This is a genomic window from Gemella haemolysans (assembly GCF_901873445.1).
GTDB lineage: Bacteria > Bacillota > Bacilli > Staphylococcales > Gemellaceae > Gemella > Gemella haemolysans_C.
Genome location: NZ_CABFLN010000016.1, coordinates 144,220 through 170,518, shown reverse-complemented (window position 1 = coordinate 170,518; position 26,299 = coordinate 144,220). Strand labels below are relative to the sequence as shown.

Here is a 26,299-nt window from a genome sequence, read left to right as displayed (position 1 = left end):
TTTAAGGAAGAGATGAAAAAGTAATTTGAATGAATAATGGGAGGGGAGATTGATGAGGATTTTTAGAAAAAAACATTGGAAAGGATCCTCGGAGAAAGTGGTAAAAAAACTTTAAAACCAACTATGAAAACTATGGATTTAATTCTCTTAGGAGTAGGTTCTGTAATTGGTTCCGGTATTCTTGTTCTAACGGGCGAAGCATCATCTAAAGTGGGTTCATCGGTAATTTTTTCATTTTTAATTGCTGGTTTAGCTTGTGGATTAACAGCTTTATATTATTCCGAGTTATCGTCTGCGATACCATCTAGTGGAAGTGTTTATACTTATAGTTACATGACATTAGGTGAGATTGTTGCCCATTCAATGGGCTGGCTTCTTGGAGGAAGTTATATAATTGCTGGTGCTGCGATTGCAAACGGTTGGTCTAGTTATTTTAAAAATTTACTAGAAGGTTTTGGCGTCATTGTTCCAAAGAAATTTACAAGTCTACCTAGTGAGGGGGGTTATGGAAATCTTTTGGCGATTTCTGTAGTTTTATTAATAATGATTGTATTGTTTAAAGGAACGAGTAGTAGTAAGTTTGTTAATAATTTTATGGTAGTTACTAAGATTGCTGTAATAATTTTATTTGTGTTAGTTGGAGTATTTTATGTGAAACCTCATAATTGGACAAATGACTTCGCTCCTCAAGGTTTATCAGGGATTATGGTAGGAGCTACGACAGTTTTCTTTGCATATCTTGGATTTGATACAATATCAACTTCAGCTGAAGAAACTATAAATCCTCAGAAGTCTCTACCAAGAGCTATTATAATTACATTGCTAATTTGTACGGCGTTCTATATTATTGTATGTCTTGTTTTAATAGGAATGGTACCCTACTCACAATTAGGAAAAGGTGATGCTCTGGCTTATGTTCTAGAAGCAGTAGGACAAGATAAGATTGCAGGGATAATATCACTGGGAGCTGTAATTGATTTATTAGCAGGACCATTAGCTACTATGTCCGCTTCAATTAGGATTTTATTTACAATGAGTAGAGACGGATTATTACCTAAAAAATTAACGGAATTAAATAAAAATGGAGTACCAGGTTCAACGACAATAGGTGTAGGAATATTAATGGCATTACTAACAGGTTTTTTACCATTAGGACAGTTAGCAGATTTAGGGGCTGATCCAAAAGTACTAGATTTTAAAAATAGTTTACATGAAAACTCATAGACGCAGTGGTTTATTGATATCTAAATTCGTTTTGTAAAAACTTTTTAGATATCTAATAAACTGTGCGGGAGTGACTCGACAAAATCGATTTCTACGAAATCACGATTTTTGAGTCACTTCCATTTACGTTGGTTAGTTATTCGATAATTATAATAAGAAAACAGTATCCTAATTCTAAGCGTGGTTTTACTATGCCAGGAATGCCATACTTACCTATAATTTCTATATTATTATTTATTGTATTATTATATGGGATTCAATTATCTACATGGATAATATTCGGATGTTGGATTTTAGTTGGATTAGTAATTTACTTTAGTTATTCGATGAAGCACAGCGTAGAAAAGTAGTTTGCATCAATTTAATAAACCTCTAATATAGGGTTGTTTTACCTAATATTAGAGGTTCTTTTATTTTATAAAAATTGTGAATCGTCTTCAATAATTTCTTTAACTTTTTGCATTTGATTGTCTAACTTGGCACTTATTTCAGCACAAAGTAATAGGCGTCGTTCGATTTCTTTTTCTTTTTCTTCGCTTAGATTTTTCTTGTATCTAAGTTTATGTTCTAAACTTGCCCAGAAATCCATTGCTATAGTTCTAAATTGAACTTCAACAGCAACATGTTCAACTTTATCAGACAAGAAAATAGGAACTTTTACAATAAGGTGATAGCTTCTATAACCATTATCTTTATAATTTTTAATATAGTCTTTCTCAGCGATTACCGTTAAATCGTCTTGTTGTTTAAGAGCATCTACTAACTTGTAAACATCATTTTTAAATGAGCATATTACACGTACTCCTGCGACATCGTAAATATTATTTTTTATAGTATCAATATCAAAAGGTAGGTTCAGTCGTTTTAGTTTGTTCATTAAACTAACGGGAGTTTTTAATCTAGTAGTGACTGATTCAATAGGATTGCTTTCTCCGTGAAGAGAAAACTCTTTATCGAATACGTTAAGTTTTGTTTCTATTTCAAGCATTGCACACTCATAGTGCATGAATAATTCTACATATGGTTCTAATTCGTTTATTAATAATGAGTTGTTATTTTCCATAGAAAATAACTGGTCTGTTAATTTTTCAATTTGTGTTTTTTTCATATATTTATCTCACTTTGTTCTTTAATACAATTTTATCATAAATTTCCTTATTAAAATATAGTTTAAGTAATAAATAAATAATTTTTTTGGTTATAAGTGAACTTTTTAAATATCATTTTTAATTGTTATTAAGTAAAGATTGAAGAAACTGTATCACAAATTAAACAAGAGAAATTTTAATACAGAAGTATATGTAAATTTGTATAATCGTTTATATAGCAATGTTTTCAAGTTTGCGAGAAGAAAACAGTAAGGCTAAAAAAATTCACAAATTCATTCAAAGGCTATGTAATAAGGTTTCTGGATTTCCGGGAAATATTTGTTATAGACAGTAGTTATTTTTTGAGATAAGATAGTATTATAATGTTTTTATAAATTGAAATTTAAAAGAGGAATGAGGGATAACATGCGTAGTAGTAATTTATATTCATATACAAAAGCAAAGATGGATAATTTAACAAAAAATTTATTAGTAATCAAGAGGGATGGAAGAATAGTTAAGTTTGATGCTGAGAAAATTTATAAAGCGATAGAAAAGGCTGTTCATTCTGTATTTGGAAAAAATCATAGCGTTAATATTGATGGGATTGTAGATAATGTCATTATAGAAATAGGAAATAGATTCAAAGATAATATTAAAATCTATGAGTTACAAAATATAGTAGAACATACGCTACTTACACTTGGTGAAGAGGCGATTTATGAAGAGTATGTTGGATATAGAAGTATGCGTGATATCGAGCGTGAACGCAGCTTAGATATTAATGTAGCTATTGAAAAACTAGTTAATCGCGATGAAAATGTAGTTAATGAAAATGCCAATAAAGATAGCTTGGTGTTTAATACTCATAGGGATTTAACGAGTGGTATAGTAGCCAAAGCAATAGGGCTTAAAATGTTACCGAATCATGTGGCAAATGCTCATCAAAAAGGAGATATTCACTACCATGATTTAGATTATTCTCCGTATCAACCTTTAACAAACTGTTGTTTAATCGATTTTAAAGAGATGCTGACAAAAGGATTTAAAATAGGAAATGCAGATGTAGATAGTCCGAAAAGTATTCAAACAGCAACAGCTCAAATGGCACAAATAATAGCAAATGTGGCATCAAGTCAATACGGCGGATGTAGTGCTGATAGAATAGATGAGGTACTTGCTCCTTTTGCTAAATTAAATTATGAGAAAAATTTAAAAATAGCTCAAGAGTGGATTGATGACGAAGAAAAACAAAAAGCTTTTGCAGATAAAAAAACAAAAAAAGATATTTTCGATGCTATGCAGTCCTTAGAATATGAAATAAATACTTTATATTCATCACAAGGACAAACACCATTTACATCATTAGGTTTTGGTTTAGGTGAGGGATATTTTGAAAAAGAAATACAAAAAGCAATTCTGCAAGTTAGAATAGATGGTTTAGGAAAAGAAAAAAGAACAGCTATTTTTCCTAAGTTGATTTTTGTTATTAAAGATGGCTTGAACTTAAAACCAACAGATTCAAATTATGATGTAAAAGAACTTGCCTTATCATGTGCAACTCAAAGAATGTATCCAGATGTTTTGATGTATGATACAATTACGAAGATAACAGGAAGCTGTAAAACTCCTATGGGATGTAGATCATTTTTACCTGCGTGGAGAAATGAACAAGGCGAGCTTGTGGAAAGTGGTCGTATGAACCTTGGTGTAGTAACTTTAAATCTTCCTAGAATAGCGCTAGAATCTAAGGGTAGTAAAGATGAATTTTGGGAAATCTTTAAAGAAAGATTAGCAATTTGTAAAGATGCTTTAGATTATAGAGCGAAACGTTGTGGTGAAGCAAAACCTCAAAATGCACCAATTCTTTATATGCACGGGGCATTTGGAAAACGACTTAAACCTGACGATAGGGTGAAACAACTTTTTGATAATAAACGTTCTACATTATCACTAGGTTATATTGGATTATATGAGGTTGCGAGTGTATTTTATGGTGGTGACTGGGAGAAAAATCCTGAAGCGAAGGAATTTACATTAGATATTATGCGTTATATGAAAGAATGCGTTGATAAGTGGACTGAAGAAGGGGATTATTGGTATAGTATTTATTCAACACCTAGTGAATCTCTAACTGATAGATTCTGTCGTATGGATACTGAGAAATTTGGTATAGTTGAAAACATAACTGATAAGGAATATTATACTAATTCATATCACTACGATGTTAGAAAAAATCCAACTCCATTTGAAAAACTAGATTTTGAAAAAGATTATCCTTATTACGCTAGCGGTGGATTTATCCATTATTGTGAATATCCGGTGCTAAAACAAAATCCTAAGGCACTAGAAGCGGTTTGGGATTTTGCATATGACAAAGTGGGATACCTTGGAACAAATACACCGATTGACCATTGTTATAAATGTGGTTATGAGGGAGAATTTGAACCGACTAAAAAAGGTTTCAAATGTCCTGAGTGTGGAAATAGAGATCCGAAAAGTTGCGATGTAGTAAAAAGAACATGTGGATACCTAGGGAATCCACAAGCTCGTCCGATGATTAAAGGTCGTCATAAGGAAATTGTAGCAAGGGTTAAACACTTAAAATAAAAATAATTATTTATAGAAGCGGTATTCAAGTAAAATATTTGATTATTGCTTCTATAATTTTTTGAATTTTAAGAGAATAAAAGGTTAATCTATAAAAATAAAAGCCTTTAAATCCTTTACATTATTTGATTTTTTTGTTAAAATCAATACTGATAAGAAATTAGGAGGAATTCAAATATGGGTAAAATTTTTAAAGGTGCTTTATTAGGAGCAGTGAGTGCATTAGGAGCTTATTATTATAAAAATCCTAAAGAGTTAGAAAAACACAAAGATTTATTAAAGGAAAATACTAAAAATGGTATTGAGAAATTAACGGCCTACATTAATGAGAAAACTCAAGAATTAGAAGCAAAAGTACAAGAAGAAAAAGATGTTGCTAAAGAAAAATTAGAGGAATTAACAGCAACTGAAGAAGTTGAAAAATTAGAGGAAAACTTTGTTGAATTAGGTGCTAAAGCAGAAGAAGAAGTAGTAGCTGAAACAACTGAAAAAGTCGAAGAAGTAAAAGAGGTTGCAGAACCTGTAGTAGAAAAAGTGCAAGAAGTAGTAGAACCTGTAGTTGAAAAGGTAGAAGAAGTGACTGAACCAGTAGTAGGAAAAGTGGAAGAAACAGTTTCACCGGTTGTTGAGTCAACTTTTGAAAGTACTAGTGATTTTGTAGAGGAAGCAAAAGAAGTTGCTGAAACTCACTACGAAGAAAAAGTTGAGCCGACTGTAGAAGAAATTCATGAGGTTGTAGCTCCAGTTATTGAAAAAGCAGAAGAAGTACATGAAGAATTAGAAGAGGAAGTTGAGGAAAAACCAAAAACAACTCTAGATTCTATCGTATCTTTATTTGCATCAAAAGAAGGAAAATAAGAAAGATAGCTAGGTAAATAAAATTTTATCTAGCTATCTTTTTGTTTTATGCTAATCTATCAGCGATCGCTTTTTGAATTTCTTCAAATTCTGCAGGCTCAACTTTTTGTGGTGGCCATTTAACTTCTAAGTTATCGAAGTTTGTATCTTTATCTTTGTATCTTGGTACAATGTGGAAGTGAAGGTGGAAGACACTTTGCCCAGCGTATTCTTCGTTGTTTTGGAAGATGTTAACTCCATCACAACCATATGCTTCTTTTACTGCATTAGCGATTTTCGGAAGAACTCGTCCAATATTTGCTGCAGTCTCAGGATCACAGTCAAAAATATTTCTACTATGTTTTTTAGGTATTACTAATGTATGTCCTTTTGTTATAGGAAATACATCTAAAAAGCTGTATACATATTCATCTTCGTAGACTTTGTAACTTGGGATTTCTCCATCAATGATTTTTTCGAAAATAGTTTTTTCCATAATTTTACTCCTTCTATTTTAAGTTTTCTAATGTTTCAATTAAAAGATTTTTCAGGTTTATACTAATTTTTTGAGCAGTTTTTAGTACGTGTTCATGGTCGTGTTTTTTCTCTTGTATCCCTGTTGCCATATTAGTAGCGCAAGCTAAAACTGCTACAGGAAGTGATGCGTGGTTTGCAGCGATTACTTCTGGAACTGTAGACATTCCTACAAGATCACATCCCATTGTTTTGAATGCACGAATTTCAGCACGTGTTTCAAAGTATGGACCTTGGAAGAATCCATAAACACCGGTATGTAAAGTAATATCTAGTTTTTTAGCAGAATTGTGTAAGTTTTCTACTAGATATGGATCGAATGGTGTAGTCATATCAACGAATCTTTCACCTAGACGTGGATCATTTTCTCCCATTAGAGGGTTTTTACTCACTAGTGAAATAAAGTCGTCAAGACACACGATATCACCTTCAGTGAAGTTTGTGTTAATAGCTCCACATGCATTAGTTATGAATAATCCTTTTACTCCTAAAAATTTAACAACATATGTCATAAAAGCAACATCTTTCATGCTGTATCCTTCATAGAAGTGAAGGCGACCGTTTAATACTAATACGTTTTTACCAGAGATTTTGCCAAAAGTTAGTTTGTTAGCATGTCCTTTAACTCGATTAGCGTGTTTATTTCCTGGGAAAAGTGGAATAGCCTCATAACCAAGTTCTTGTTGATCTTCAAGTTCAAGTGTAATACCACTTCCTAAAACTACTGCATAGTCGATAGGCTCCCCAAAATATTTCTTTATGTAGTTTGCAGTTTCTACAATATTTTCATAATATGTCATAATATAAATCCTCCTGAAAATGCTTTATCAAAAATATTATAGCATAAAACATTCAGAAAATATATAATTTCTAACCTACTTATTATTAACGTTTACAATTTTAGATGTATATTTTAAAATAAAGTAATGGTCGATAGGTTGGATTGTATAGATTTTATATAACAAAAGCAATATCCTTATTAGATTTAAAGAAGGGTTATAGCTGAATTATTAGGAATCGTAGTATTTTTTTAGAAGTATATTTCATGTTATTTATATTTTATATTTATTTGTAAAAAATATCTTGCAAACGATTTTAAAAAGTAGTATTATGTTCTTAGTACATAAATTTTTAAGGAGGGTATTATGAAAAAATTACGTACTATTTTTGCAATTCTAGTTGCATTATCATTAATTGTTGTTGGTTGTTCTTCAAAGAATGCTAAGAATGACACTAAATCTGACGGTAAGAGCGGATATAAAATTGGTGTCGTAACTGGTGAAGGTGGAGCAAAAGATAAGAGTTTTAACCAAGCTAACGTAGAAGCTATTCAAGCTTGGACGAAAGCTAATGGTGCAAAAGAGCCAGTTGTTTTAGAAACGAAAACTCAATCGGATTTAACTTCTAATTTACAAAATGCAGCAAAAGTATCTGATATTATTTCTTTAGCTGGTTATGAATTTGAAAAAGAAATTCCAAAAGTAGCGGAACAATATAAAGATAAAAAATTCATGTATGTTGATACTTTTGTTGATGCGCCTAATATTGCTTCATTAATCTTTAAGGAACAAGAAGCTGGTTATTTAGCTGGATATATTGCAGCTTTACAATCTAAAACAGGAAAAGTTGGATATATTGGAGGAACTAAAATTCCACCAGTAGAGCGATTTGGTATTGGATTTGTACAAGGTGCTAAAGCAGCTAAAAGTGATATTAAAGTAATGTATAATTATAGCGGAACTTTTTCAGATACAAATAAAGGTAAAACATTAGCAGCTACTATGTATGACTCAGGTGCAGATGTAATTTTCGTTGCTGCAGGTAATACTGGTAATGGTGTAATCTCAGAAGCTAAAGAACGTGGTATTATCGATATGTCTAAGAGTGGAGAGATTAAACACTGGGTTGTAGGAGTAGATAAAGATCAATACGAAGAAGGTATTTTTAAAGGGAAAGATAAAGACGGAAAAGAATATCAAAAATCTGCAGTCCTAACATCAGCTGTAAAAAATATTGAAGTAGCAGTTACTAAAATATTAAATGAAATCAAAGAAGGTAGATTTACAAAAGGTGAACATGTCTTTGGTATTAAAGAAAATGGTGTAGGAATTCCAAAAGAAAATCCTAACTTAAGCGATGAAGTTAAAACAAAAGTTGCTAGTGCTATCGAAGAACTAAAATCAGGTAAAGTCGAAGTAGTAGCTACTGGAGATGAATTAAAAGCAAAAGGTTCAGTTACTAATTTAGAAGGTGAACTATAATTAAAGAATATAGGAGCTGTTTGAAGCAAGATTTCTAAGAGATTTTGATTTCGGACACTCCTATTTTTTGTAAATAACATATAGTAGATATCTAAGATGTGATATTTTATTAAAGTAAAGTATGTAGAATTATCGTATCTAGAGGTAATAGAACAATAGTTGAATATAATCTATTTTGGATAATGTTGATTTTAAATATTTATTAAAATCTATAGTTTTACATAAATTGTTTTATCTTAAGAATAAGTATTAATATACATTAATATCCAATAATTAGAGTGTGATATTTTAAAGTTCGTAAAATATTAAATACGATTATATCAATAAAATAAAGTCTTTATCTAAAGAATATAATTAATGTGTAATAATAGTCTGGGATATAAAATTCGTATAAAAATGTAAACGTTCTTAATGTTTTGAAAATGCTTTATTATTCTAAAATAATCTTATATGAATATAGAAGAATAGATATGATAACTCCTATAAATACTACTTTTATAGGTTTTTATAGTTAGAAAACGAACATTATAAAAAAATGTTAACAATTTTTTAATAAATCATTGAAGTTTGAAAGATAATGTGGTATTATTTAGGTATAAACAATATACAAATAAAGGAGACTTTTTATTTATGAAAAAGGTATTTTCGTTAATAGCAGTTGTTTTATCGGCAGCATTAATTATTGTTGGATGTTCTTCTAAATCATCTAACGGAAATTCATCTTCTAGCAACTCTGGATTAAAAATCGGTGTTGTAACTGACGAAGGTGGAGCAAAAGATAAAAGTTTCAACCAAAGTAACGTTGAAACAGTAAAAGCTTGGGCTGAAAAAAATGGTGGAAAAGCACTTAACCCAATCGAAACTAAAAACCAAAGTGATATCGCTGCAAACTTACAAAACGCAGCAAAAGCTTCTGACGTAATTTCATTAGCTGGTTTCTACTTTGAAAAAGAATTACCAAAAGTTGCAGATTCATTTGCAGATAAAAAATTCATCTTCATCGATGGTGTAGTTCAAAACAAAAACGTAGAATCAGTTACATTCTCAGAACACGAAGCAGGATACTTAGCTGGATATGCAGCAGCTTTACAATCAAAAACTGGTAAAGTTGGATACATTGGTGGAGCTAAAATCCCAGCAGTAGTTAAATTTGGTGTTGGATTCGTTCAAGGTGCTAAAGCAGCTAAAAAAGATATCAAAGTTGTTTACAACTACAGTGGTTCATTCAACGACACTAACAAAGGTAAAACTTTAGCAGCAACTATGTACGATGCTGGAGCTGACGTAATCTTCGTAGCAGCTGGTGGTACTGGAAGTGGATCTATCAAAGAAGCTCAAGAAAGAGCAACTAAAGATCTTAAAGAAAGCGGAGAAGTTAAACACTGGATCGTTGGTGTAGATAAAGACCAATATTCTGAAGGTGTATTCAAAGCTAAAGATAAAGACGGAAAAGATGTTGAAAAATCAGTTATCTTAACTTCAGCTGTTAAACGTATCGACGTTGCAGTATCTAACATCTTAGACGCTATCAAAGCTGGAAAATTTGAAGGTGGAAAAGCTAGAGTCTTCACTATTAAAGAAGATGGTGTTGGACTTCCAGCAGAAAACCCTAACTTAAGCGATGATATCAAAGCTAAAATTAAAACAGTTGTTGAAAATCTAAAAGCTGGTAAAGCAACAGTTGCAGCTGATGCTGCTGGTGTAGCTGATAAAGCTAATATCGACGGAGAACTTTAATTTTAAGAAGTTTATATAAAAAGGCCTAGCAAATTCTAGGTCTTTTTTTGTATGAAATTATTTTTATATTTCTTAAATAGTATTAAAAAATTTATATTATAACTTAAATTTTTTAAGTTGAAAAATTCGTATTATATTATAAAACTATAAAACGAATACAGTACTGTAGTTAATAAATTTTTAGTTTCTAAAAATAATGTTAAATATATTAAAAAAATACCGGAAAAAGCTATACTAGTTTGTCAAAATATATTATAATATATATATGTAAGAATTTATAAAAGAGAGGTAATGATATGTACGCTATAGAAATGCTAAACATAACTAAAAAGTTTGGCGACTTCTACGCAAATAAAGATATCACTATTCAAGTAAAAAACAATGAAATTCATGCTTTACTTGGTGAAAATGGTGCTGGAAAATCTACGTTGATGTCGGTTCTTTTTGGTATGTACCATCAAGAAGCCGGTGTTATTAAATTGAATGGTACGGAAGTTGATATTAAAGATCCTAAGCATGCTAACCAACTAGGGATAGGGATGGTGCACCAGCACTTTAAACTTATTAAAAACTTCACTGTTGCTGAAAATATTATTTTAGGGATGGAAGAAGTAAAAGGTGGAAAAATCGATTTAGAAAGTGCTGCTGTAAAAATTAAAGATTTATCTAAAAAATATGGTTTAGAAGTTGATCCTAAAGCTTTAGTAGGGGACATCAGTGTAGGAATGCAACAAAGGGTTGAAATCCTTAAAATGTTATATAGAGATGCTAACATTTTAATTTTTGATGAACCTACTGCAGTTTTAACTCCTGCTGAGATTAAAGAATTTTTAGCTATTCTTAAAAATCTACAAGCTGAAGGAAAAACTATTTTATTAATTACTCACAAACTTAATGAAATTATGGCTGTTGCAAATCGTTGTAGTATTATTCGTCGTGGTGAATACTACGGAACAGTTGAAATAGCGGAAACAACAAAAGAAAAACTAGCTAGTCTTATGATTGGTAAAGACTTAGAAATAATTAAATATGAGCGTTCAAGAGACGGTAAGAAAAATATTCTTGAAGTTTCAGGTGTTTATGCTGACACTGCTGAGAAGAAAGATATTCTACATGACTTCAACTTAAATGTACGTGAACGTGAAATCCTTGGTATTGCAGGAGTTGACGGGAATGGTCAACAACAATTTGTAGAAGTACTAAATGCTTTACTTAAAGAAACAAAAGGGAAAATTATTTTTGACGGAAAAGAGATTAATTCATTATCAACAGCAAAACGTAAAGAGCTTGGACTTGAAATTATTGCGGAAGATAGACATAAAGATGGTCTTGTGTTAGATTTCAGTGTTGAAGAAAACTCAGTTTTAGAAAATTATTATACAGAAAAATTTGCTAAACGTGGATTCTTGAAAAAGAATATTATTTCAAAATTTGCTAAAGAAATTTGTGAAAAATATGATGTTCGTAAAGCTGGAGATGAAAAAATTTCTGCACGTAGTATGAGTGGTGGTAACCAACAAAAACTTATTATTGGACGTGCTTTGGAATTAGATCCAAAATTATTAGTAACAACGCAACCTACACGTGGTCTTGATGTTGGGGCTATTAACGGTATTCATAAAATGTTAATTAACTATCGTGATAAAGGTAATGGTGTATTATTAATTTCATTTGACTTAGATGAAATCTTAACATTATCTGATAGAATCGCGGTAATTCACAATGGTAACATTATCGATATAGTGGATAATGATGAAAATGTAACAAAAGAACAACTTGGTCTGCTTATGGCAGGGGTTAAGAAGTAGAGAGGAGAACGTATGTTAAAGAAAGTTTTAACTAATGCGGTGCTACCGATATTAGCTTCATTTATTATAGGAGCTATTCTTATTTCAGCGATAGGGGCAGCACCAGGAGATGTGTTTGGAGTAATCGGAGATATTTTCTCAGATTCAAACAGTATAGCTGAAATTTTTGTATCAACAATTCCACTTATTTGTACTGGATTGTCTGTTGCATTTGCATTTAGAACAGGTTTATTCAACATTGGAGCAGAAGGTCAATTCATTATGGGTGGTCTTTTCGCTGGACTTGTTGCGATTAAAATGGAAGGTATGAACTTCTATTTAGTGTTAATTACTAGTATTTTAGTTGGTGTAGTAGTAGGTGGCCTTTGGGCAGCTATTGCAGGTTACTTAAAAGCTAGATTTAATATTAGTGAAGTAGTTGTAACAATCATGTTAAACTATACAGCTTTATATTTCGTACAGTTTGCTGTACCTAAGTATATTAAAGGGACTAACGATATTATTTCTAAACCTATCGTTTCAGCCGATGGAGCAGGATACTTACAAAATAGTTTAGTTGAAGGTATTTTCAACAACTATCGTTTAGGGACTGATTTATTCTTAGCCATTTTTAGTGTTATTATTTTCTATATCGTTATGGAAAAAACAGTATTCGGTTATGAATTACGTTCTGTAGGATTTAACCCGAATGCATCAAAATTCGTAGGTATGAAAGTTAACAGAAATACTGTGTTATCTATGGCTATTTCAGGAGCTTTCGCTGGTTTAGGTGGTGCTCTTTACAATATGGGACCTGTGGGACAAGTAGTTGCAGGTTCAACATTCCAAGGATTTGGATATATGGGAATTGCGGTTGCATTAATCGGAGCTAACACAGCTGTTGGATCATTATTAGGAGCATTATTATTCGGATTCCTAGGAGTATTAACTCCACAATTATCATTCATCGGTATTCCAAAAGATATCGCGAACATCCTAATTGGTTTAATCGTATTATTCGTTGCAGCTAAAGCTATCTTTGATAATAAGTTGCTTGATAAATTATTTAGTAGTAAGAAACAGAAAGGAGATAAATAGATGGATACAGTATTATCACTATTAGATTCAATGTTACAATATACTGCACCAATTCTTATAGCTGCCATCGGTGGTTTCTATTCAGAAAAAAGTGGGGTTGTTAACATTGCCCTTGATGGTTTCGTAATCTTTGGATCATTCATCGCATCACTATTAGCATTATCAGTGTTTGATGGATCTCCAACACTATTCCAACTAGTAATTTGTTTAGTTGTTGCAACTTTTGCTGGTGGGTTAATGTCATTAATTCACGCATATATCAGTATTAACTTAAAAGCTGACCAAGTTATTTCAGGTACGGCGATTAACTTAATTACACCAGCTATAGCGTTATTCTTAGTTAACCACTATAATGGTACATATGAATTATTATTAGCAAGTGGTTTCCCAAGATACACAGTATTTGGTAAATTCACTATTTATCCAACAGTATTTATAGCTGTAATCTTAGTAATTGTAACATACTATGTAATTTATAAACGTCCATTTGGATTACGTTTACGTTCTGTTGGGGAAAACCCACAAGCAAGTGATTCACTTGGATTAAACGTATTTAAATATCGTTACATTGGGGTATTTATTTCAGGATGTTTAGCAGGATTAGCTGGAGCTATCATTGCAACTACATTCTCTCAAGGTTTCAACGCAGCGATTACAGTATACGGATTCGGATACTTAGCATTAGCAGCATTAATCTTTGGTAAATATAATCCAATTACAATTACATTAGCTTCGTTATTCTTCGGAGGAACTAAAGTATTCGCTGAGAAAGTTTCTATCTTAGCACCAGACCTACCAATTCCGGTATCATTCTGGAACATGTTCCCATTCGTAGCTACAATAATTGCACTTATCGTATTTTCTAAGAAAACTGCTACTCCAGAAGCACTTGGTATTCCGTACGATAAAGGTTTAAGATAATAAAACTAGTAGCCTTTGAAACTTCTTAGTTCAAGGGCTACTTTTTTATTGAGAAAATTATGATATAATATAACAGGGTAAAGGAAAGAGATTAATATATGAATAAAAAGTTATTAATATTACTATAGATAAAAGTTGAGGGAAAGAAGCCCCTTAAATTTTATAGTGTTTCGTAAAGATAATAAGGTGTATTGCTATGAAAATAGTAATATACTTGTGTTTTTATCTGTACAGATGGCGATTATCCACAGGAGTTGGATAAAAAAATTGAGCGCCAGAAGTAGTGAATAAAGATTGATGTATTAAAATTAAGTTATAGCTAGTTTAAATGCTGTATGATTGAGGAAAACGCTATATAAAAAATTATAGATTATTAAAAGGAATATAAAGAATGACGACGTTATTAACGATATTAAATAATGAAAAGAAAAATTTAGAAATAGGAGAGATATTTGACCCTAATAAATATAATGTATTAAAAGCTGTAACTTTTTCAATTGATTTGAATTTTTACAATAAGTACTTGGAAAACTTTGAAGAAACAACAATAACAGTAGCTATTTAAGACAGTGAAGTTCAAGAAAGAGCCCTAGGTTCAAGAAAACAAGCTATTCATCAACTGATAAATAGTACAAAGATACTAAATGATGGAACACCTATGAGGCTTATAGAAGAATTAAATTCGAGACTTCAAAAAAAGTTACTAAAAATAAGTTTAATATAAGAATACCAATAGATAAAACCATTCATAGTAAGGTATATCTATTAGAAAATACGCAGACAGAAGAAACACGGGTTATTATAGGATCTGCAAATTTATCTACACAAGCATTTTCAAACAGTACTAATCAATTAGAAATAGTAGAAATTAGAGATAACGATGCTATTTTTGAAATATATAATGAATATTATGAGAATACAATAATTTCTGCTACTCAAAACTTATTCGCGAAGTCTGTTTTAGATAAAATAACTAAGAAAAAAGACAAGGATCCTGATTTAAATATTAATTTCACACCAGAGGAAACTTCTGAGTTGAAAGTGAATACTATTAGTGATTTTTATGATGAAGTTCAGAAAAAAGTTACGGTTGGTGAGATAAAGCAAGAATTAATAGAAGATTTGAAAGAGGAAAAAGAATTCGAACAAATCCGCGCAGAAGAATTTCAACAAAAAGCTAATGAACTGGAGTTTGCTTTGAGAATCACAAATAGTGTGGTTAATAGAAGGACAGGTAATACCGCTAATAGTGATACGAAACTTTTAGACAAAGCTAAGATGCGTACGAATATTAAAAAATACTTACAACTTCAAATTCAGGATAAAAAAGTAAAATCGGAAACTGCTCCGAGGGAGCTTATTATAAATAAACCTGCACTGAGAACGGAGAGCAATAGTGGTTTATCACAGGGAATAAAAATAGAAAGTACGATAAATCCAGAGACGAAAGCTTTAGAAGAACGTTTTTCTTATTATCCAATAGGAGAGAAGCTAACTGATGCAGAAATTAAGGAAAATATTGATGTAATTTGTAAATTATTAAAAAATTACGAAGATTTTGTTCCTAATTATACTCCTGAATATGGGAAACGTGTTATGGAAACAATATTATATACATTCACATCACCATTTATAGGTGAGATTAGAGAAAAATTCACATTAGGAAATGAAGCTTTGGGTATACCTTTATTTGCTATTGTAGGTGGAACAGGGGGTTCTGGAAAGTCTAATTTACTTAATATTTTAAACAAGATGTTAGGATTGACTACGGATAACAAAATACTAACGTATAATGAGTTGATAGACAATGATACGAGAAAAGATTCTGCAACGCGTCAACAGATTCGTTATTGGATGCTTAATGAGGATAATGTTGCGCCTTTACTTGTTGACGAGCCTCCAAGTGATTTCTTTAATGGAAAAGGTGAAGATTTGATTAAAGATATTTCTAACCAAGCGGAAAATCAAATCCACTTAACTCCTGCATTTATTTGTACGACTAATGCAGAAACAATCAGTTCTAAATCAGAGGCTCTTAGTAGAAAAATATATTATTTACTAAATGATTGTAAATTTGATTCGCAAAGATAAGCAGAAACTACAGATAGATATATAGAGGTCTACGAGAAGATTAATTCAAGCTTGTTTAGAGATTTTGTTTTGAGATTTTCTAGAAAACTTATGCAAGATGATTTGAATTGGAAACATTATAGTGGAAATAAATTAGATTTCTTATACTATACTCGTGAAATATTTAAAGAATATTTTGAAATCGCAGGAATTGAATTACCTGACTTTTTCCCACTTTCACGTGTAGATGATGCAACGAAAAATAATATGTTGATGTGGTGCAAACTGTATATAGGTTCTCCAGAATTGTTTAAAGAAGTTAAAGGTGAGCAAGAAGAGAGAAATATTTATATGATTAAGATGAGTGAACTTGATCATAATTTCCAAAGTTCTAGGTATGGAGTGGATAATACCAAACCATCAAAAGTTTATTCGGAAGCATTAGAGAATAAGGTTTTAAGTTCGAGCAAAACAAATGCAGATTTATTTGTTGAAATTTTCCAAGATTCTTTCCATGAATGGATAAATGTTCCACTAAAATCAGGTGGTAAGCAAGAAAATACTATTGAAGAAAAAATTCAAGATGTAGGGGAGAAAGTTAATTTTTTCCAAAGATTATTTGGGAAGAAATAAAGGTTTTACAGAGTTTCATTTGAATTCTTGATAATTTCTTGTTGATTTAAAAAAACATGTTAATTTCGAATTATTGCACATTTCTATACTGATATTTACATTAGGCGTACTTCTTCTACTCTTGTTGAGTATTGTTTTAGGTCTGTTCATAGCGTTTTAGCTGTAGTATATGTTTTTTGCTTCTTGTATCTCTTAGCTTTTCTAATCATATTGATTGGGATTTTTCGGATTATGAGCACTAGGTGTTTCTATTTCTTTATGGAATTAGGTTTAGGCATAGTAAAAATCTTCTTAGTATTTTGTGATAAATTTAGTATAACAGATTTTTACTATGTTTTTTAATGTCTAATTCGATTATACAATTTTCTATTGTGTTATAATGGTAAGGTTGCGAGAAAGTGTAGCTTTTTAATTTAATATTCCTTATTTTTATGTTTATTGTGAGTTGATTAGAAATAAGTCTACAGGAGATTACTGTTGATGCTTAGACACGATTGACACTTATACTAATTTTGCAATATAATCTATAATATACATATGTAAGAAGGAGGTTTTTATGGTAATAGGTTCTTTTATAGTTTTTGTGGTATTTCTGTTGCTGTTCTTATTAGTTTTATACTTGGATAGAAGAAATCTATTTTTAGGAATATTTTTTATAGCGACAGGTTTAAGTTTTATTTTTTATATAATGACTCTTATTACTAATAATGCAACAGATAATAAGTTTGTTTATAATTTAGGTGTAGTATTACTTGTTATAGCGGTGGTAATATTCACTTTGCTTCCAATGGTGGTAGTCATTATGTTTTTATACAATTCGTTTATGCTTATTAGAAGAGAAGGATTAAGAGTAGGCAACCTACTGAGTCTAGCTGTATTTTTCTTTCTGGTAGGTTATTTTACATATTGGCCACGTGTTGCTACCTACACACGTGACAATATTCTGTTAAATACACTTTATGTTTATACCAGTTTAGTAGTTTTATATTTTTTATGTATAGCGATGTCTTATTTAGTATCTAGTGTTTTAAATTTTATTAATATCTTACCGAGAAAGATTGACTATGTAGTGGTCTTAGGTGCAGGATTGATTGGTGAAAGGGTAACACCTCTTTTAGCTAGCAGAATTAGAAAAGGGATAAAAGTTTATAAAGCTAATCCTGGGAGTAAGCTAATCATGTCAGGTGGTCAAGGTCCTGATGAAGTAGTATCTGAAGCATTTGCGATGAAAAATTATGCTCTTGAGCAGGGGATTAATGAGAATGATATAATTCTAGAAGATAAATCAACTTCTACCGAAGAAAATATTATTTTTTCGAAGAAATTTATTCCAGCTGATAAAAGTTTCGCAGTGGTGACGAATTATTATCACGTTTATCGTGCATTGGTTCAAGCAAGAACTTTAGGTTTTAGGTGTATTGGATATGGAGCACCGACTAAGTTCTATTTCAGTCTTAATGCTTTCATTAGAGAATTTATTGGATATCTATATTTCAAAAGAAGAATACACGCTATAGTTCTAGGTGTGCTGACATCCTTGTTTATAGCAGCTGTCCTAGTGGAAGTATTTTATTGGGCTAATAATAGCTAGAGTTTAAGAGAATCGACTTAACAAAATTATTTTTGAAATTAATTTTGTTAAGTTTTTTTCTATCGGGGCTGTCCCAAAAGCCCTAAATTTTAACAAGGTTTGTATGGAAACTCATAGACGCAGTGGTTTATTGATATCTAAATTCGTTTTATAAAAGCTTTTTAGATATCTAATAACCTGTGCGGGGGTAACTCAACAAAATCGATTTCTTTGAAATCACGATTTTTGAGTCACTCCCTACAACTTTCTCCCCTAATGATTTTGAAGTGTGATATAATTAATTGAAAAAAATATTTGCGGAAGGATGTAGTGGTGTGAAAAATCATTCTTATTATATGGAGATGGCGCTAGAAGAAGCGCGGAGAGCTTACGCTAAAGGTGAAGTACCTATTGGAGCTGTGCTGGTTATTGATGGTAAGGTTGTTGCGAAGGCTCATAATACTCGTGAAGAAAATCAACAGGCATTGAATCATGCAGAAATGTTAGTTATTAAAAAAGGTTGTGAAAAACAGGGTTTTTGGAGACTTGACAATAGTTATTTATATACTACTGTAGAGCCTTGTGTTATGTGTAGTGGAGCAATTGTTCAAGCTAGAGTTGAAAATGTTATTTATGGAGCGAGTGATCCTAAATATGGTTGCTGTGGTAGTTGCATTGATTTAGTAGGAGAGAATAAATTTAATCATCAGGCTAAGGTTATCTCTGGGGTTCTTGAAGAAGAATGTTCTATGCTAATGAAGAACTTTTTCAAAGAGTTAAGAGAGCGAAAAAAGAAATAAATATTTAATATATTTATAAATTTAAAATTTTTCAAATTATAAATATAAAATAATTAAAGATAATAATATATAAACATAATGACGATAAAAACATTTCAAAGAATTGTGTCGTCATTTTTGTTTTAATATATAGTAATAAAATAAATAGTTACTTATTAAAAATAAACTTAAGAAGAAATCTAAAAAAGGCGAAAATTTCTGATTTTTCAACTGTTTTTTGCTACCATTCTTAAATAAAATTTGATACAATTAACTTAGAAAGTATAGAGGAGTTTCAATGAAAATAGAAAATGTAATAAAAAAGTTTAATCAAGAGGAAATATACCTTTGTCCAAAGTGTTTATCAGAATCTCACATAGAGGGTATCAGTCTTGTTTGCAATGGAAATCATCGTTATGATTTTTCAAAAAAAGGCTATATTCATCTGATAAACAATTATAAACCCACGAAATACAGTGAAGATTTATTTAAAGCTCGTAGTGAAGTTTTTAGTAATAGTTTTTATGAAAATGTATTAAAGAATATTCAAAATTTAATTGAAAAGTATGCTAAAGATGTTGTATTGGATATTGGTTGTGGGGAAGGATATTATATTAAGAAGTTAAAAACAGTATTTCCTGGGAAATATTTCTATGGTTTGGATAATAGTAAAGATGCGATTGAATTAGCTGTTAAAGAAGATAAATTGAATCCTTATATGGTGGCTAACTTAGCTAGTCTTCCGTTTAAAGACGGAAGTGTTTCGTGTATTCTTAACATACTAACCCCTGCTAATTATGAAGAGTTTTTCAGAGTGTTAGGTGATGATGGATATTTGATAAAAGTTATTCCTAATACAAATTACTTAAGGGAGATTAGAGAGTTAATTGGTGGGAAGGAATACACGAATAGAGATACTGTGAAATTGATTGAGGGAAATTGCACCATCGTAGAAAAGTTAACTGTAAATGATACATTCCGATTGACTAAGGAGCAAGCTGAGAGTTTTCTTAAGATGACACCTTTAACATTTTCTGAAGAAATTACAGATTCTGATATTAATCAATTAAAAGAAATTACGATAGATTTAGAACTTTTAGTTTGTAAGAAGTAGTATACATAGAAAGCACGGAGTACATTAAAAGGAAATTATGAAGGAGGATAGAGTATGAACATTGAAAAATATGACCAAGTTGTCGAAGTAAAAAAATATGTTAAAAAACCATGGACAACAAGTTGTCTAGATTTTTCTATACAGGATAAAAATACATATTTTATGAGAGAGGCTAGTATTCGTCAGACAAATTACTATTTGTGTAAAAAAGATGATAGGGTATATCTAGTAGATAGTGATAACCATAAAGATGAAATAAGCTGGGTTAATCTAGATAAGTTTGTTGAAATAGAAGAAGGTGATGCAACCTATAGAAGGTATAGGGTATTAAAGTAAAATGACAATTGAATAAGACGCCGTTAGATGTAGTTTGTAAGTGTAGTACAGAAAAAAGAGGAGAAACATTATGTACGTGGCATACGATAGTAAGGATGAAGTTTTTAATGCTTTGGATAGTGAGGTGGAAAAAAATAAGGAATATCACTGTCCGATATGTGGGGGGAGAGTAATTTTCAAAAAAGGAGTGAAAATTCAATCGCATTTTGCTCATGCTAAGAATTGTTCATGTGAGTTTGAAACTTATAAGAAAGAGAGTAGTGAGCACCTTGAAGCGAAGAAGGATCTTTATGAGCATTTTAGAAAAAAATATCGTAATGTGGAAGTCGAACATATTTTTAAAACTGGGGAGAATGATATTCAGATAGCTGATGTATTTATTAAAGATAATAGTATCGCTTTTGAGTATCAAAGATCGGTTATTCCATTTGATCTTATTAAAGCGAGAACAAGAGGATATATGAAAGCTGGATTGAAATTAATCTGGCTAATCGATACAAACAAATTTGTAAAAGAATTGAAGAGTTATGATGGTATAAGTTATATTAGGTATGCGCCATTTGTGGATAATTTTTTAAATTATTATCAAGGGAAAGTATTCTTTTATGGTTGGGATAATATAAATAAAAAATTTGAATTTTATCAAATTTGGGCTCATAATTTGAAAAAACGAAATGCTGTTTGTATAAAAACTAGTTTGAGTATTGATGAGTTTGATGTACCACTTGATTTGAAACTACTGGATAAAGATTTAACGTCTAAGTTATATCCGGAAGATGTTGAAAACTATGTCTACGAGCAAATTAAATATGATAAAACTGTGAAAAATAAAGTATTGAGTATGTTTTATAACCAACATATAGAGTTAAATAATATACCTGAAATCATTGGTGTGAATATGTTGGAGCAAGTTCTTATTAGAACTCCACTTGTTTATTGGCAAGGGTTGATGTATAGATTTTATAAAGAGGGTAAAAGTTACTCAGAACTTATAAGAATAATGAGTAATATTATAGAGTTTAAAGATAGTATTTATATTAACAATGTTCAACAAGGGGAGATTTTCTTAAAAGTATTTAAAGCATACTATGCTTTATTGGTTGAGAATGAAAAGTAAGAGGATGAAACTATGGGGGAGTATAGTGGTAGTTTTACAGAAAAAGAAAAAAAGGTATTACTTTCGTTAATAGCGATTGAGAGGATTACAACACTCAAGCTACATAAAGTTTTTATGGATTTAAATAGTATAGAGAAGATTCTCGAATTATCTATACCTGAGTTAGCTGTATATTTTGGAGATAATGCTGAAGAAATTTATACTAAGCTTCATAATAATATGGAGTTTGATTTCGAGAGTTATTTTGAGTTTTATAATGTAAAGTATATTTTTTGCGATGATATCTATTATCCGAAAGAATTATTTAGGATTTATGATTATCCATATATTATATTTTACAGGGGAAATAAAGATTTGCTTCTATTTAGAAGAAAGATATCTATAGTAGGAAGCAGAAACAATACATCATATTCAAAAGATGCCTTGCAGAGTATAGTACCATATTTAACTATGAATAATTTTGTTATAGTTAGTGGTCTTGCGATTGGTGTCGATAGTCTTGCTCATGAGGGCGCTATAAAAAGTAAGGGGTACACCATCGGTGTAATAGCTCATGGGCACAATATAATTTATCCGGAAAAAAGTTATAAACTTTATAAGGAATTAGAACGAAACCATCTTATTATATCTGAGTATTTTCCAACTTCACCTATAAGGAAATATAAATTCTTAGAAAGGAATAGGATTGTCGCTGGTCTTTCCAGTGCTCTTTTAGTAACTGAAGCGGCAAAAAGAAGTGGAACGCAAAGGACGGTGGATTTTGCCTTGGATGTAGGTTCTGATGTATTCTGCCTACCAGGGAAATTTGGCGATAAGATGAGTTATGCAATGAATGAATACATTAAAGAGGGGGCGATACTTGTAAATAAATTAGAGGATTTTGGTGACGAATTAGGATTTTAGTGTAGATATTTGAGAGGATGATTAGTATGACAGATATCTTATTTATTAATCCACTAGGTTGGGATAGATGTATTTGGGCGAGAGTCTTAGAAAATATGCCAGACCAAACCTTTGATTTTATTGAATTTACCGAAGAGAGTTTTAAATCTATATCAAAAAAAGAAATTGAGAAGGTACTATTAAATAAAATGACAAAAGTAAGAAGAGGTGGTTTTATAGTTGCTGCTTCTTACGGTACGGTCGTTTTACTTAACGGTTTAGAGATTTTTAGTGAGTACCTTGATGGTGTTAATTTAATCATTATTGAGGGCTTAGAACCTATACCTCCTGAATCGGTGTTAAAAACATATTTTGAACCAGAGATAAAGTTCACTAGTAAAGAAGAATATCTATCAAAGACACTTAGTGTAGAAGAGATGCAAGATGAGTTTTTAGTGGAGTTAATTCTAAGAAAACTTAAAAAAGAAGGTAGTGAATATATGGTAAGGCCGAACTCGCGAATAGAGTATAATTATTTATCTTTATACGCGGGGGTAGATAATTTAGAACTATTAAAAAGAAGTAGGAATATTTTTAATAAACTTTCTGTTTTTTCTTATTTCAAATTAGTAGGAATGAATTATACACAAATAGAGGAGTCAGATCATCTTCTTATGGTTACTAAACCACAGATGATCTTGGATATATTATTAGGGAAATAGAGAATAATGAAATATTTTATAATGGAAAACTTGATGATGTGTAAGAGGATCACATTATTGTTGCGATATAAAATAATTATATAAAACGAGTAGTTAATTGAAATATTATTAACTACTTGTTATTATAGATAGATAAAGTATTTAATTAGGAGGGATATTATATTGAGGAAAGTATTAGTATATTTATTAGGTGTACTGAGTATTAGTGGTATTATTTTTTCGTGTATTTATTTTTTAACAGCATCTGATAAAGAAGGGGGAACTTTAAAAAAGGATAGCGATTCGAGTGTGAGAACTGCGCGAGTTGTAGCTAATGGAGATATTCTTATTCATGATGCACTTTATTATACTGCTAAAAAAGAAGATGGAAGTTATGATTTCAATCCATTTTTTGAATATGTTAAGCCATGGATTGAAGGTGCTGATTTAGCGATAGGAGATTTTGAAGGGACTATTAGTGATCGTTCTCCACTAGGAGGATATCCATTGTTTAATGCTCCTGTTCAAATTGCAGATACAATGAAAGAAGTAGGGTATGATGTTGTTGATTTAGCTCATAATCATATATTGGATACAGGTTTGTATGGATTGAAGTATACGGATAAAGTCTTCAAAGATAGAGGTTTGGATACAGTTGGAGTCCATGCTGATAAAAAACGTTCGGAAGATAAGATTCTTATTAAAGAGGTTAATGGAATTAAAATAGCAATTCTAGCCTATGCTTATGGTTATAATGGAATGGATGCTAATTTAACTGCAGAGGATAGAACTAATCATTTATCGGATCTTGATGAGGAAAAGATGAAAGAAGAAATACAAAGAGCTGAGAAAGAAGCAGATGTTACAGTAGTGATGCCTCAGATGGGTGTCGAGTATAAGTTAGAGCCTACAGAAGAACAAAAAGCTCTTTATCACAAGATGATAGAATGGGGTGCTGATGTAGTATTCGGAGGGCATCCTCATGTTATAGAGCCTGCTGAGACTGTAGAAAAAGATGGAGATAAGAAATTTATAATATACTCTATGGGGAACTTCGTTTCAAACCAACGTATGGAAAGAATGGAAAACAAGTGGCCTGAGAGAGGTTTATTGATGGATGTTACATTCGAAAAAGCAAACGATAAAACAACTGTTAAAACTGTAAAAGCTCATCCAACACTAGTTTATTCAAAACTTAACGGTAGAAATATAAATGGAATTCCATTATACGACTATAAAATTATGGTGTTAGAAGATTTTATTAATGGTGGAAAACTTAGAGATCAGCTTGATGATAAAATGAAGGAAAAAGTAGATGTTTCATACAAAGAAATAATGGAACATGTAAACTTGAAGTGGGAGTAAAAGACTATATGGACTAAGAGATAGTTGACATTTTTATAAATTATTTCTGTTTGAGCCTTTTGTTTGATAATAATTCTCAAGTATAGTAAAATTATTGAGTTGATTACTTGAAGAAGGAGGAAATCTAGTGAGGAAATTTTTTGGTACTCTATTAGGTAAGAAAAGGCCAGAGTTTTTTGATGTAATTAAAGGAAGAAAATCGGTTAAGTATTTTGATCCGAATGTTAAAATTAAACGTGAAGAAATAATAGAAATGTTAAATGAAGCTAATATCGCTCCCTCATCGTGTAATTTACAACCTTGGAGATATATTGTTGTAGATACACCAGAAGGTAAAGAAAAATTAGGAAGTGCTAATTATAATAAAATTCAAAATGATACCTCAGCCGCTATGATTATAGTCTTAGGAGACTTGAATCACTACGGGAAATTTGATGAAATTTACGGAGAAGCTGTCGAAAAAGGTTATATGACTGAAGAGGTAAAAGATGGTTTCGAAAAAGGAATGGGACCTCAATTAGAAAACTTGCCGATTGATAAAAATAGAGAAGGTGTATATTTTGATTGTGGATTGTGGACTATGCAATTTGCAAATATTGCATATGCTAAAGGATATGACACTAATATTATTGGCGGATTTGTTAGAGAAAAGGTAGCTGAATTATTTGAATTAGAAGAGAACTTAATTCCTGTGATGCTTATAGCCCTAGGTAAAAAGGAAAAAGATGCGAGACCAACTGTAAGAATGAAGGCAGAGAATCTTGTGAGATTTGAATAATAGTTTTCAAGTGATGCAACTAATTTTGGTATGCTAGAGTTAAACTTAGATAAATAAAAATATACAGAAAGAGTGCTTAATCATAATTATTTGTGGTTATGGTGCTCTTTTTTGTCCAAATTATTTTGAATTTTGAGTATTACATTATAAAATAGTAGTTATATGTATATAAGAAAAAGGAGATTAATGGTGGAAAAATTAGAGGCGGTTATTTTTGATTTTGACGGAACAATAGTAGATACTGAGAAAGTTTACTATGAAAATATGCGTGATTTAACAAAAGAAGTGTTAAATGAAAAACTGGATAAGATGGACTATATAAAAAACGTTTCTGGAACGAATGAAGAAACGAGTAGAAAATATTATAATGATAGATATGGTATGTCTAGTGAAGATTATGATAAATTCGAAGCGGAGATTACAAAGCGTATATTAGATAATTATCATAATGCATCAGTATTACCAGGAATTGCTGAGGTAATGGAGTATCTTTACAATCACGGAATAAAGATGGCTGTTGCTTCAAATGGAAAGAGAGAACATATTGAGACAGGACTTCGAAGAAAAGGTTTTGAGAAATATATCTCAGCAATTGCAACAAAAGAAGAGGTAAAGAATCCTAAACCTGCCCCAGATATCTATTTACTAGCGGCAAAAAAACTAGGTGCAGATATTAATAATACAATTGCAGTTGAAGATTCACGTCCGGGAGCATTAGGAGCTGCGGCTTCAGGTGCAACGTTAATACTTCAGACAAATGATATTACTAAATATATGGATTTCACTGGTGTAAACTATAAGTATAAAGATGTAGATTTAGTAGAAACAGTTAGAAGTATAGTCGAGAAATAATAGTA

25 protein-coding genes and 1 pseudogene are annotated in these 26,299 nt (G+C 31.0%); 23 read left to right on the top strand and 3 right to left on the bottom strand.

The annotated features are described in order from the left end of the window. The first annotated feature begins 132 nt into the window (after positions 1–132). Positions 133–1,224 (top strand): APC family permease, encoded by a 1,092-nt coding sequence (locus JX287_RS02935; RefSeq protein ID WP_239650318.1) that lies wholly within the window; start codon positions 133–135, stop codon positions 1,222–1,224. Positions 1,225–1,352: 128 nt separating this feature from the next. Then, positions 1,353–1,574, top strand: a complete 222-nt coding sequence (locus JX287_RS02930; RefSeq protein WP_239650317.1) for an amino acid permease C-terminal domain-containing protein — start codon at positions 1,353–1,355, stop codon at positions 1,572–1,574. Between the two features lie 65 nt (positions 1,575–1,639). Here JX287_RS02930 and JX287_RS02925 read toward each other — a convergent pair whose 3' ends face one another. Further along, complete coding sequence (locus JX287_RS02925; protein WP_102170143.1) at positions 1,640–2,332, bottom strand: GTP pyrophosphokinase; 693 nt, start codon at positions 2,330–2,332, stop codon at positions 1,640–1,642. 445 nt (positions 2,333–2,777) lie between these two features. Here JX287_RS02925 and nrdD point away from each other — a divergent pair, with 445 nt between their 5' ends. Then, positions 2,778–4,922 (top strand): anaerobic ribonucleoside-triphosphate reductase, encoded by a 2,145-nt coding sequence (gene nrdD, locus JX287_RS02920; protein ID WP_430537380.1) that lies wholly within the window; start codon positions 2,778–2,780, stop codon positions 4,920–4,922. 177 nt (positions 4,923–5,099) lie between these two features. Beyond that, positions 5,100–5,780 carry a hypothetical protein gene (locus JX287_RS02915; RefSeq protein WP_204641697.1) on the top strand — a complete coding sequence of 227 codons (681 nt, stop codon included), beginning with the start codon at positions 5,100–5,102 and terminating at the stop codon, positions 5,778–5,780. A 46-nt stretch (positions 5,781–5,826) separates the two neighbouring features. Here JX287_RS02915 and JX287_RS02910 read toward each other — a convergent pair whose 3' ends face one another. Together JX287_RS02910 and JX287_RS02905 are read right to left on the bottom strand one after the other, a co-directional pair. Then, the gene (locus JX287_RS02910; RefSeq protein WP_204641695.1) at positions 5,827–6,255 is read right to left on the bottom strand and encodes an HIT family protein; all 429 of its coding nucleotides are present in this window, start codon (positions 6,253–6,255) and stop codon (positions 5,827–5,829) included. 13 nt (positions 6,256–6,268) lie between these two features. Further along, positions 6,269–7,093 (bottom strand): purine-nucleoside phosphorylase, encoded by an 825-nt coding sequence (locus JX287_RS02905; protein ID WP_204641693.1) that lies wholly within the window; start codon positions 7,091–7,093, stop codon positions 6,269–6,271. 345 nt (positions 7,094–7,438) lie between these two features. On the opposite strand from JX287_RS02905, the gene JX287_RS02900 reads away from it, so the two are divergent. The 19 genes and pseudogenes from JX287_RS02900 to JX287_RS02815 all read left to right on the top strand — a co-directional run bounded on the left by JX287_RS02900 (position 7,439) and on the right by JX287_RS02815 (position 26,294). Then, the gene (locus tag JX287_RS02900) at positions 7,439–8,554 is read left to right on the top strand and encodes a BMP family lipoprotein (protein ID WP_204641691.1); all 1,116 of its coding nucleotides are present in this window, start codon (positions 7,439–7,441) and stop codon (positions 8,552–8,554) included. Between the two features lie 630 nt (positions 8,555–9,184). Beyond that, positions 9,185–10,291, top strand: a complete 1,107-nt coding sequence (locus JX287_RS02895) for a BMP family lipoprotein (RefSeq protein WP_204641689.1) — start codon at positions 9,185–9,187, stop codon at positions 10,289–10,291. 296 nt (positions 10,292–10,587) lie between these two features. Then, positions 10,588–12,099 carry an ABC transporter ATP-binding protein gene (locus tag JX287_RS02890; RefSeq protein ID WP_204641687.1) on the top strand — a complete coding sequence of 504 codons (1,512 nt, stop codon included), beginning with the start codon at positions 10,588–10,590 and terminating at the stop codon, positions 12,097–12,099. Between the two features lie 12 nt (positions 12,100–12,111). After that, complete coding sequence (locus JX287_RS02885) at positions 12,112–13,176, top strand: ABC transporter permease (protein WP_204641685.1); 1,065 nt, start codon at positions 12,112–12,114, stop codon at positions 13,174–13,176. Continuing rightward, complete coding sequence (locus tag JX287_RS02880) at positions 13,177–14,097, top strand: ABC transporter permease (protein ID WP_204641683.1); 921 nt, start codon at positions 13,177–13,179, stop codon at positions 14,095–14,097. 391 nt (positions 14,098–14,488) lie between these two features. Beyond that, the gene (locus tag JX287_RS02875) at positions 14,489–14,662 is read left to right on the top strand and encodes a hypothetical protein (protein ID WP_204641682.1); all 174 of its coding nucleotides are present in this window, start codon (positions 14,489–14,491) and stop codon (positions 14,660–14,662) included. Positions 14,663–14,772: 110 nt separating this feature from the next. Continuing rightward, positions 14,773–15,009: pseudogene (locus JX287_RS09110) on the top strand (restriction endonuclease PLD domain-containing protein); the annotation flags it as partial. Between the two features lie 129 nt (positions 15,010–15,138). Next, on the top strand, positions 15,139–16,188 hold the full coding sequence (locus JX287_RS02870; RefSeq protein ID WP_204641681.1) for a hypothetical protein: 1,050 nt from the start codon (positions 15,139–15,141) through the stop codon (positions 16,186–16,188). A 69-nt stretch (positions 16,189–16,257) separates the two neighbouring features. Then, a complete protein-coding gene (locus tag JX287_RS02865; RefSeq protein ID WP_204641680.1) occupies positions 16,258–16,800 on the top strand; it encodes a hypothetical protein in 543 nt (180 codons plus the stop codon). 556 nt (positions 16,801–17,356) lie between these two features. Then, on the top strand, positions 17,357–18,391 hold the full coding sequence (locus tag JX287_RS02860) for a YdcF family protein (RefSeq protein ID WP_204641679.1): 1,035 nt from the start codon (positions 17,357–17,359) through the stop codon (positions 18,389–18,391). A gap of 314 nt (positions 18,392–18,705) precedes the next feature. After that, positions 18,706–19,170: a tRNA adenosine(34) deaminase TadA gene (gene tadA, locus JX287_RS02855; RefSeq protein WP_204641833.1), complete on the top strand. Its 465-nt coding sequence runs from the start codon at positions 18,706–18,708 to the stop codon at positions 19,168–19,170. Positions 19,171–19,447: 277 nt separating this feature from the next. After that, entirely contained in the window at positions 19,448–20,263 is an 816-nt protein-coding gene (locus tag JX287_RS02850; protein WP_204641678.1) for a methyltransferase domain-containing protein, read from the top strand. A 54-nt stretch (positions 20,264–20,317) separates the two neighbouring features. Then, on the top strand, positions 20,318–20,599 hold the full coding sequence (locus JX287_RS02845; RefSeq protein ID WP_204641677.1) for a hypothetical protein: 282 nt from the start codon (positions 20,318–20,320) through the stop codon (positions 20,597–20,599). A 70-nt stretch (positions 20,600–20,669) separates the two neighbouring features. Beyond that, complete coding sequence (locus tag JX287_RS02840) at positions 20,670–21,716, top strand: competence protein CoiA (RefSeq protein ID WP_204641676.1); 1,047 nt, start codon at positions 20,670–20,672, stop codon at positions 21,714–21,716. A 12-nt stretch (positions 21,717–21,728) separates the two neighbouring features. After that, positions 21,729–22,619 carry a DNA-processing protein DprA gene (dprA, locus tag JX287_RS02835; RefSeq protein ID WP_204641675.1) on the top strand — a complete coding sequence of 297 codons (891 nt, stop codon included), beginning with the start codon at positions 21,729–21,731 and terminating at the stop codon, positions 22,617–22,619. 26 nt (positions 22,620–22,645) lie between these two features. Continuing rightward, positions 22,646–23,320, top strand: a complete 675-nt coding sequence (locus tag JX287_RS02830) for a hypothetical protein (protein WP_204641674.1) — start codon at positions 22,646–22,648, stop codon at positions 23,318–23,320. 162 nt (positions 23,321–23,482) lie between these two features. Further along, on the top strand, positions 23,483–24,664 hold the full coding sequence (locus JX287_RS02825) for a CapA family protein (protein WP_204641673.1): 1,182 nt from the start codon (positions 23,483–23,485) through the stop codon (positions 24,662–24,664). A 127-nt stretch (positions 24,665–24,791) separates the two neighbouring features. Then, positions 24,792–25,442, top strand: a complete 651-nt coding sequence (locus tag JX287_RS02820) for a nitroreductase family protein (protein ID WP_204641672.1) — start codon at positions 24,792–24,794, stop codon at positions 25,440–25,442. Positions 25,443–25,628: 186 nt separating this feature from the next. After that, complete coding sequence (locus JX287_RS02815) at positions 25,629–26,294, top strand: HAD family hydrolase (RefSeq protein WP_239650316.1); 666 nt, start codon at positions 25,629–25,631, stop codon at positions 26,292–26,294. Positions 26,295–26,299 lie beyond the last annotated feature (5 nt).

Bases quoted from the DNA above. Each gene is read 5' to 3' on its own strand.
- JX287_RS02935 (WP_239650318.1), top strand. From the start codon at position 133: ATGGATTTAATTCTCTTAGGAGTAGGTTCTGTAATTGGTTCCGGTATT.
- JX287_RS02925 (WP_102170143.1), bottom strand. From the start codon at position 2,332: ATGAAAAAAACACAAATTGAAAAATTAACAGACCAGTTATTTTCTATG.
- nrdD (WP_430537380.1), top strand. From the start codon at position 2,778: ATGGATAATTTAACAAAAAATTTATTAGTAATCAAGAGGGATGGAAGA.
- JX287_RS02915 (WP_204641697.1), top strand. From the start codon at position 5,100: ATGGGTAAAATTTTTAAAGGTGCTTTATTAGGAGCAGTGAGTGCATTA.
- JX287_RS02910 (WP_204641695.1), bottom strand. From the start codon at position 6,255: ATGGAAAAAACTATTTTCGAAAAAATCATTGATGGAGAAATCCCAAGT.
- JX287_RS02905 (WP_204641693.1), bottom strand. From the start codon at position 7,093: ATGACATATTATGAAAATATTGTAGAAACTGCAAACTACATAAAGAAA.
- JX287_RS02900 (WP_204641691.1), top strand. From the start codon at position 7,439: ATGAAAAAATTACGTACTATTTTTGCAATTCTAGTTGCATTATCATTA.
- JX287_RS02895 (WP_204641689.1), top strand. From the start codon at position 9,185: ATGAAAAAGGTATTTTCGTTAATAGCAGTTGTTTTATCGGCAGCATTA.
- JX287_RS02890 (WP_204641687.1), top strand. From the start codon at position 10,588: ATGTACGCTATAGAAATGCTAAACATAACTAAAAAGTTTGGCGACTTC.
- JX287_RS02885 (WP_204641685.1), top strand. From the start codon at position 12,112: ATGTTAAAGAAAGTTTTAACTAATGCGGTGCTACCGATATTAGCTTCA.
- JX287_RS02880 (WP_204641683.1), top strand. From the start codon at position 13,177: ATGGATACAGTATTATCACTATTAGATTCAATGTTACAATATACTGCA.
- JX287_RS02875 (WP_204641682.1), top strand. From the start codon at position 14,489: ATGACGACGTTATTAACGATATTAAATAATGAAAAGAAAAATTTAGAA.
- JX287_RS02860 (WP_204641679.1), top strand. From the start codon at position 17,357: ATGGTAATAGGTTCTTTTATAGTTTTTGTGGTATTTCTGTTGCTGTTC.
- JX287_RS02850 (WP_204641678.1), top strand. From the start codon at position 19,448: ATGAAAATAGAAAATGTAATAAAAAAGTTTAATCAAGAGGAAATATAC.
- JX287_RS02845 (WP_204641677.1), top strand. From the start codon at position 20,318: ATGAACATTGAAAAATATGACCAAGTTGTCGAAGTAAAAAAATATGTT.
- JX287_RS02840 (WP_204641676.1), top strand. From the start codon at position 20,670: ATGTACGTGGCATACGATAGTAAGGATGAAGTTTTTAATGCTTTGGAT.
- dprA (WP_204641675.1), top strand. From the start codon at position 21,729: ATGGGGGAGTATAGTGGTAGTTTTACAGAAAAAGAAAAAAAGGTATTA.
- JX287_RS02830 (WP_204641674.1), top strand. From the start codon at position 22,646: ATGACAGATATCTTATTTATTAATCCACTAGGTTGGGATAGATGTATT.
- JX287_RS02815 (WP_239650316.1), top strand. From the start codon at position 25,629: ATGGTGGAAAAATTAGAGGCGGTTATTTTTGATTTTGACGGAACAATA.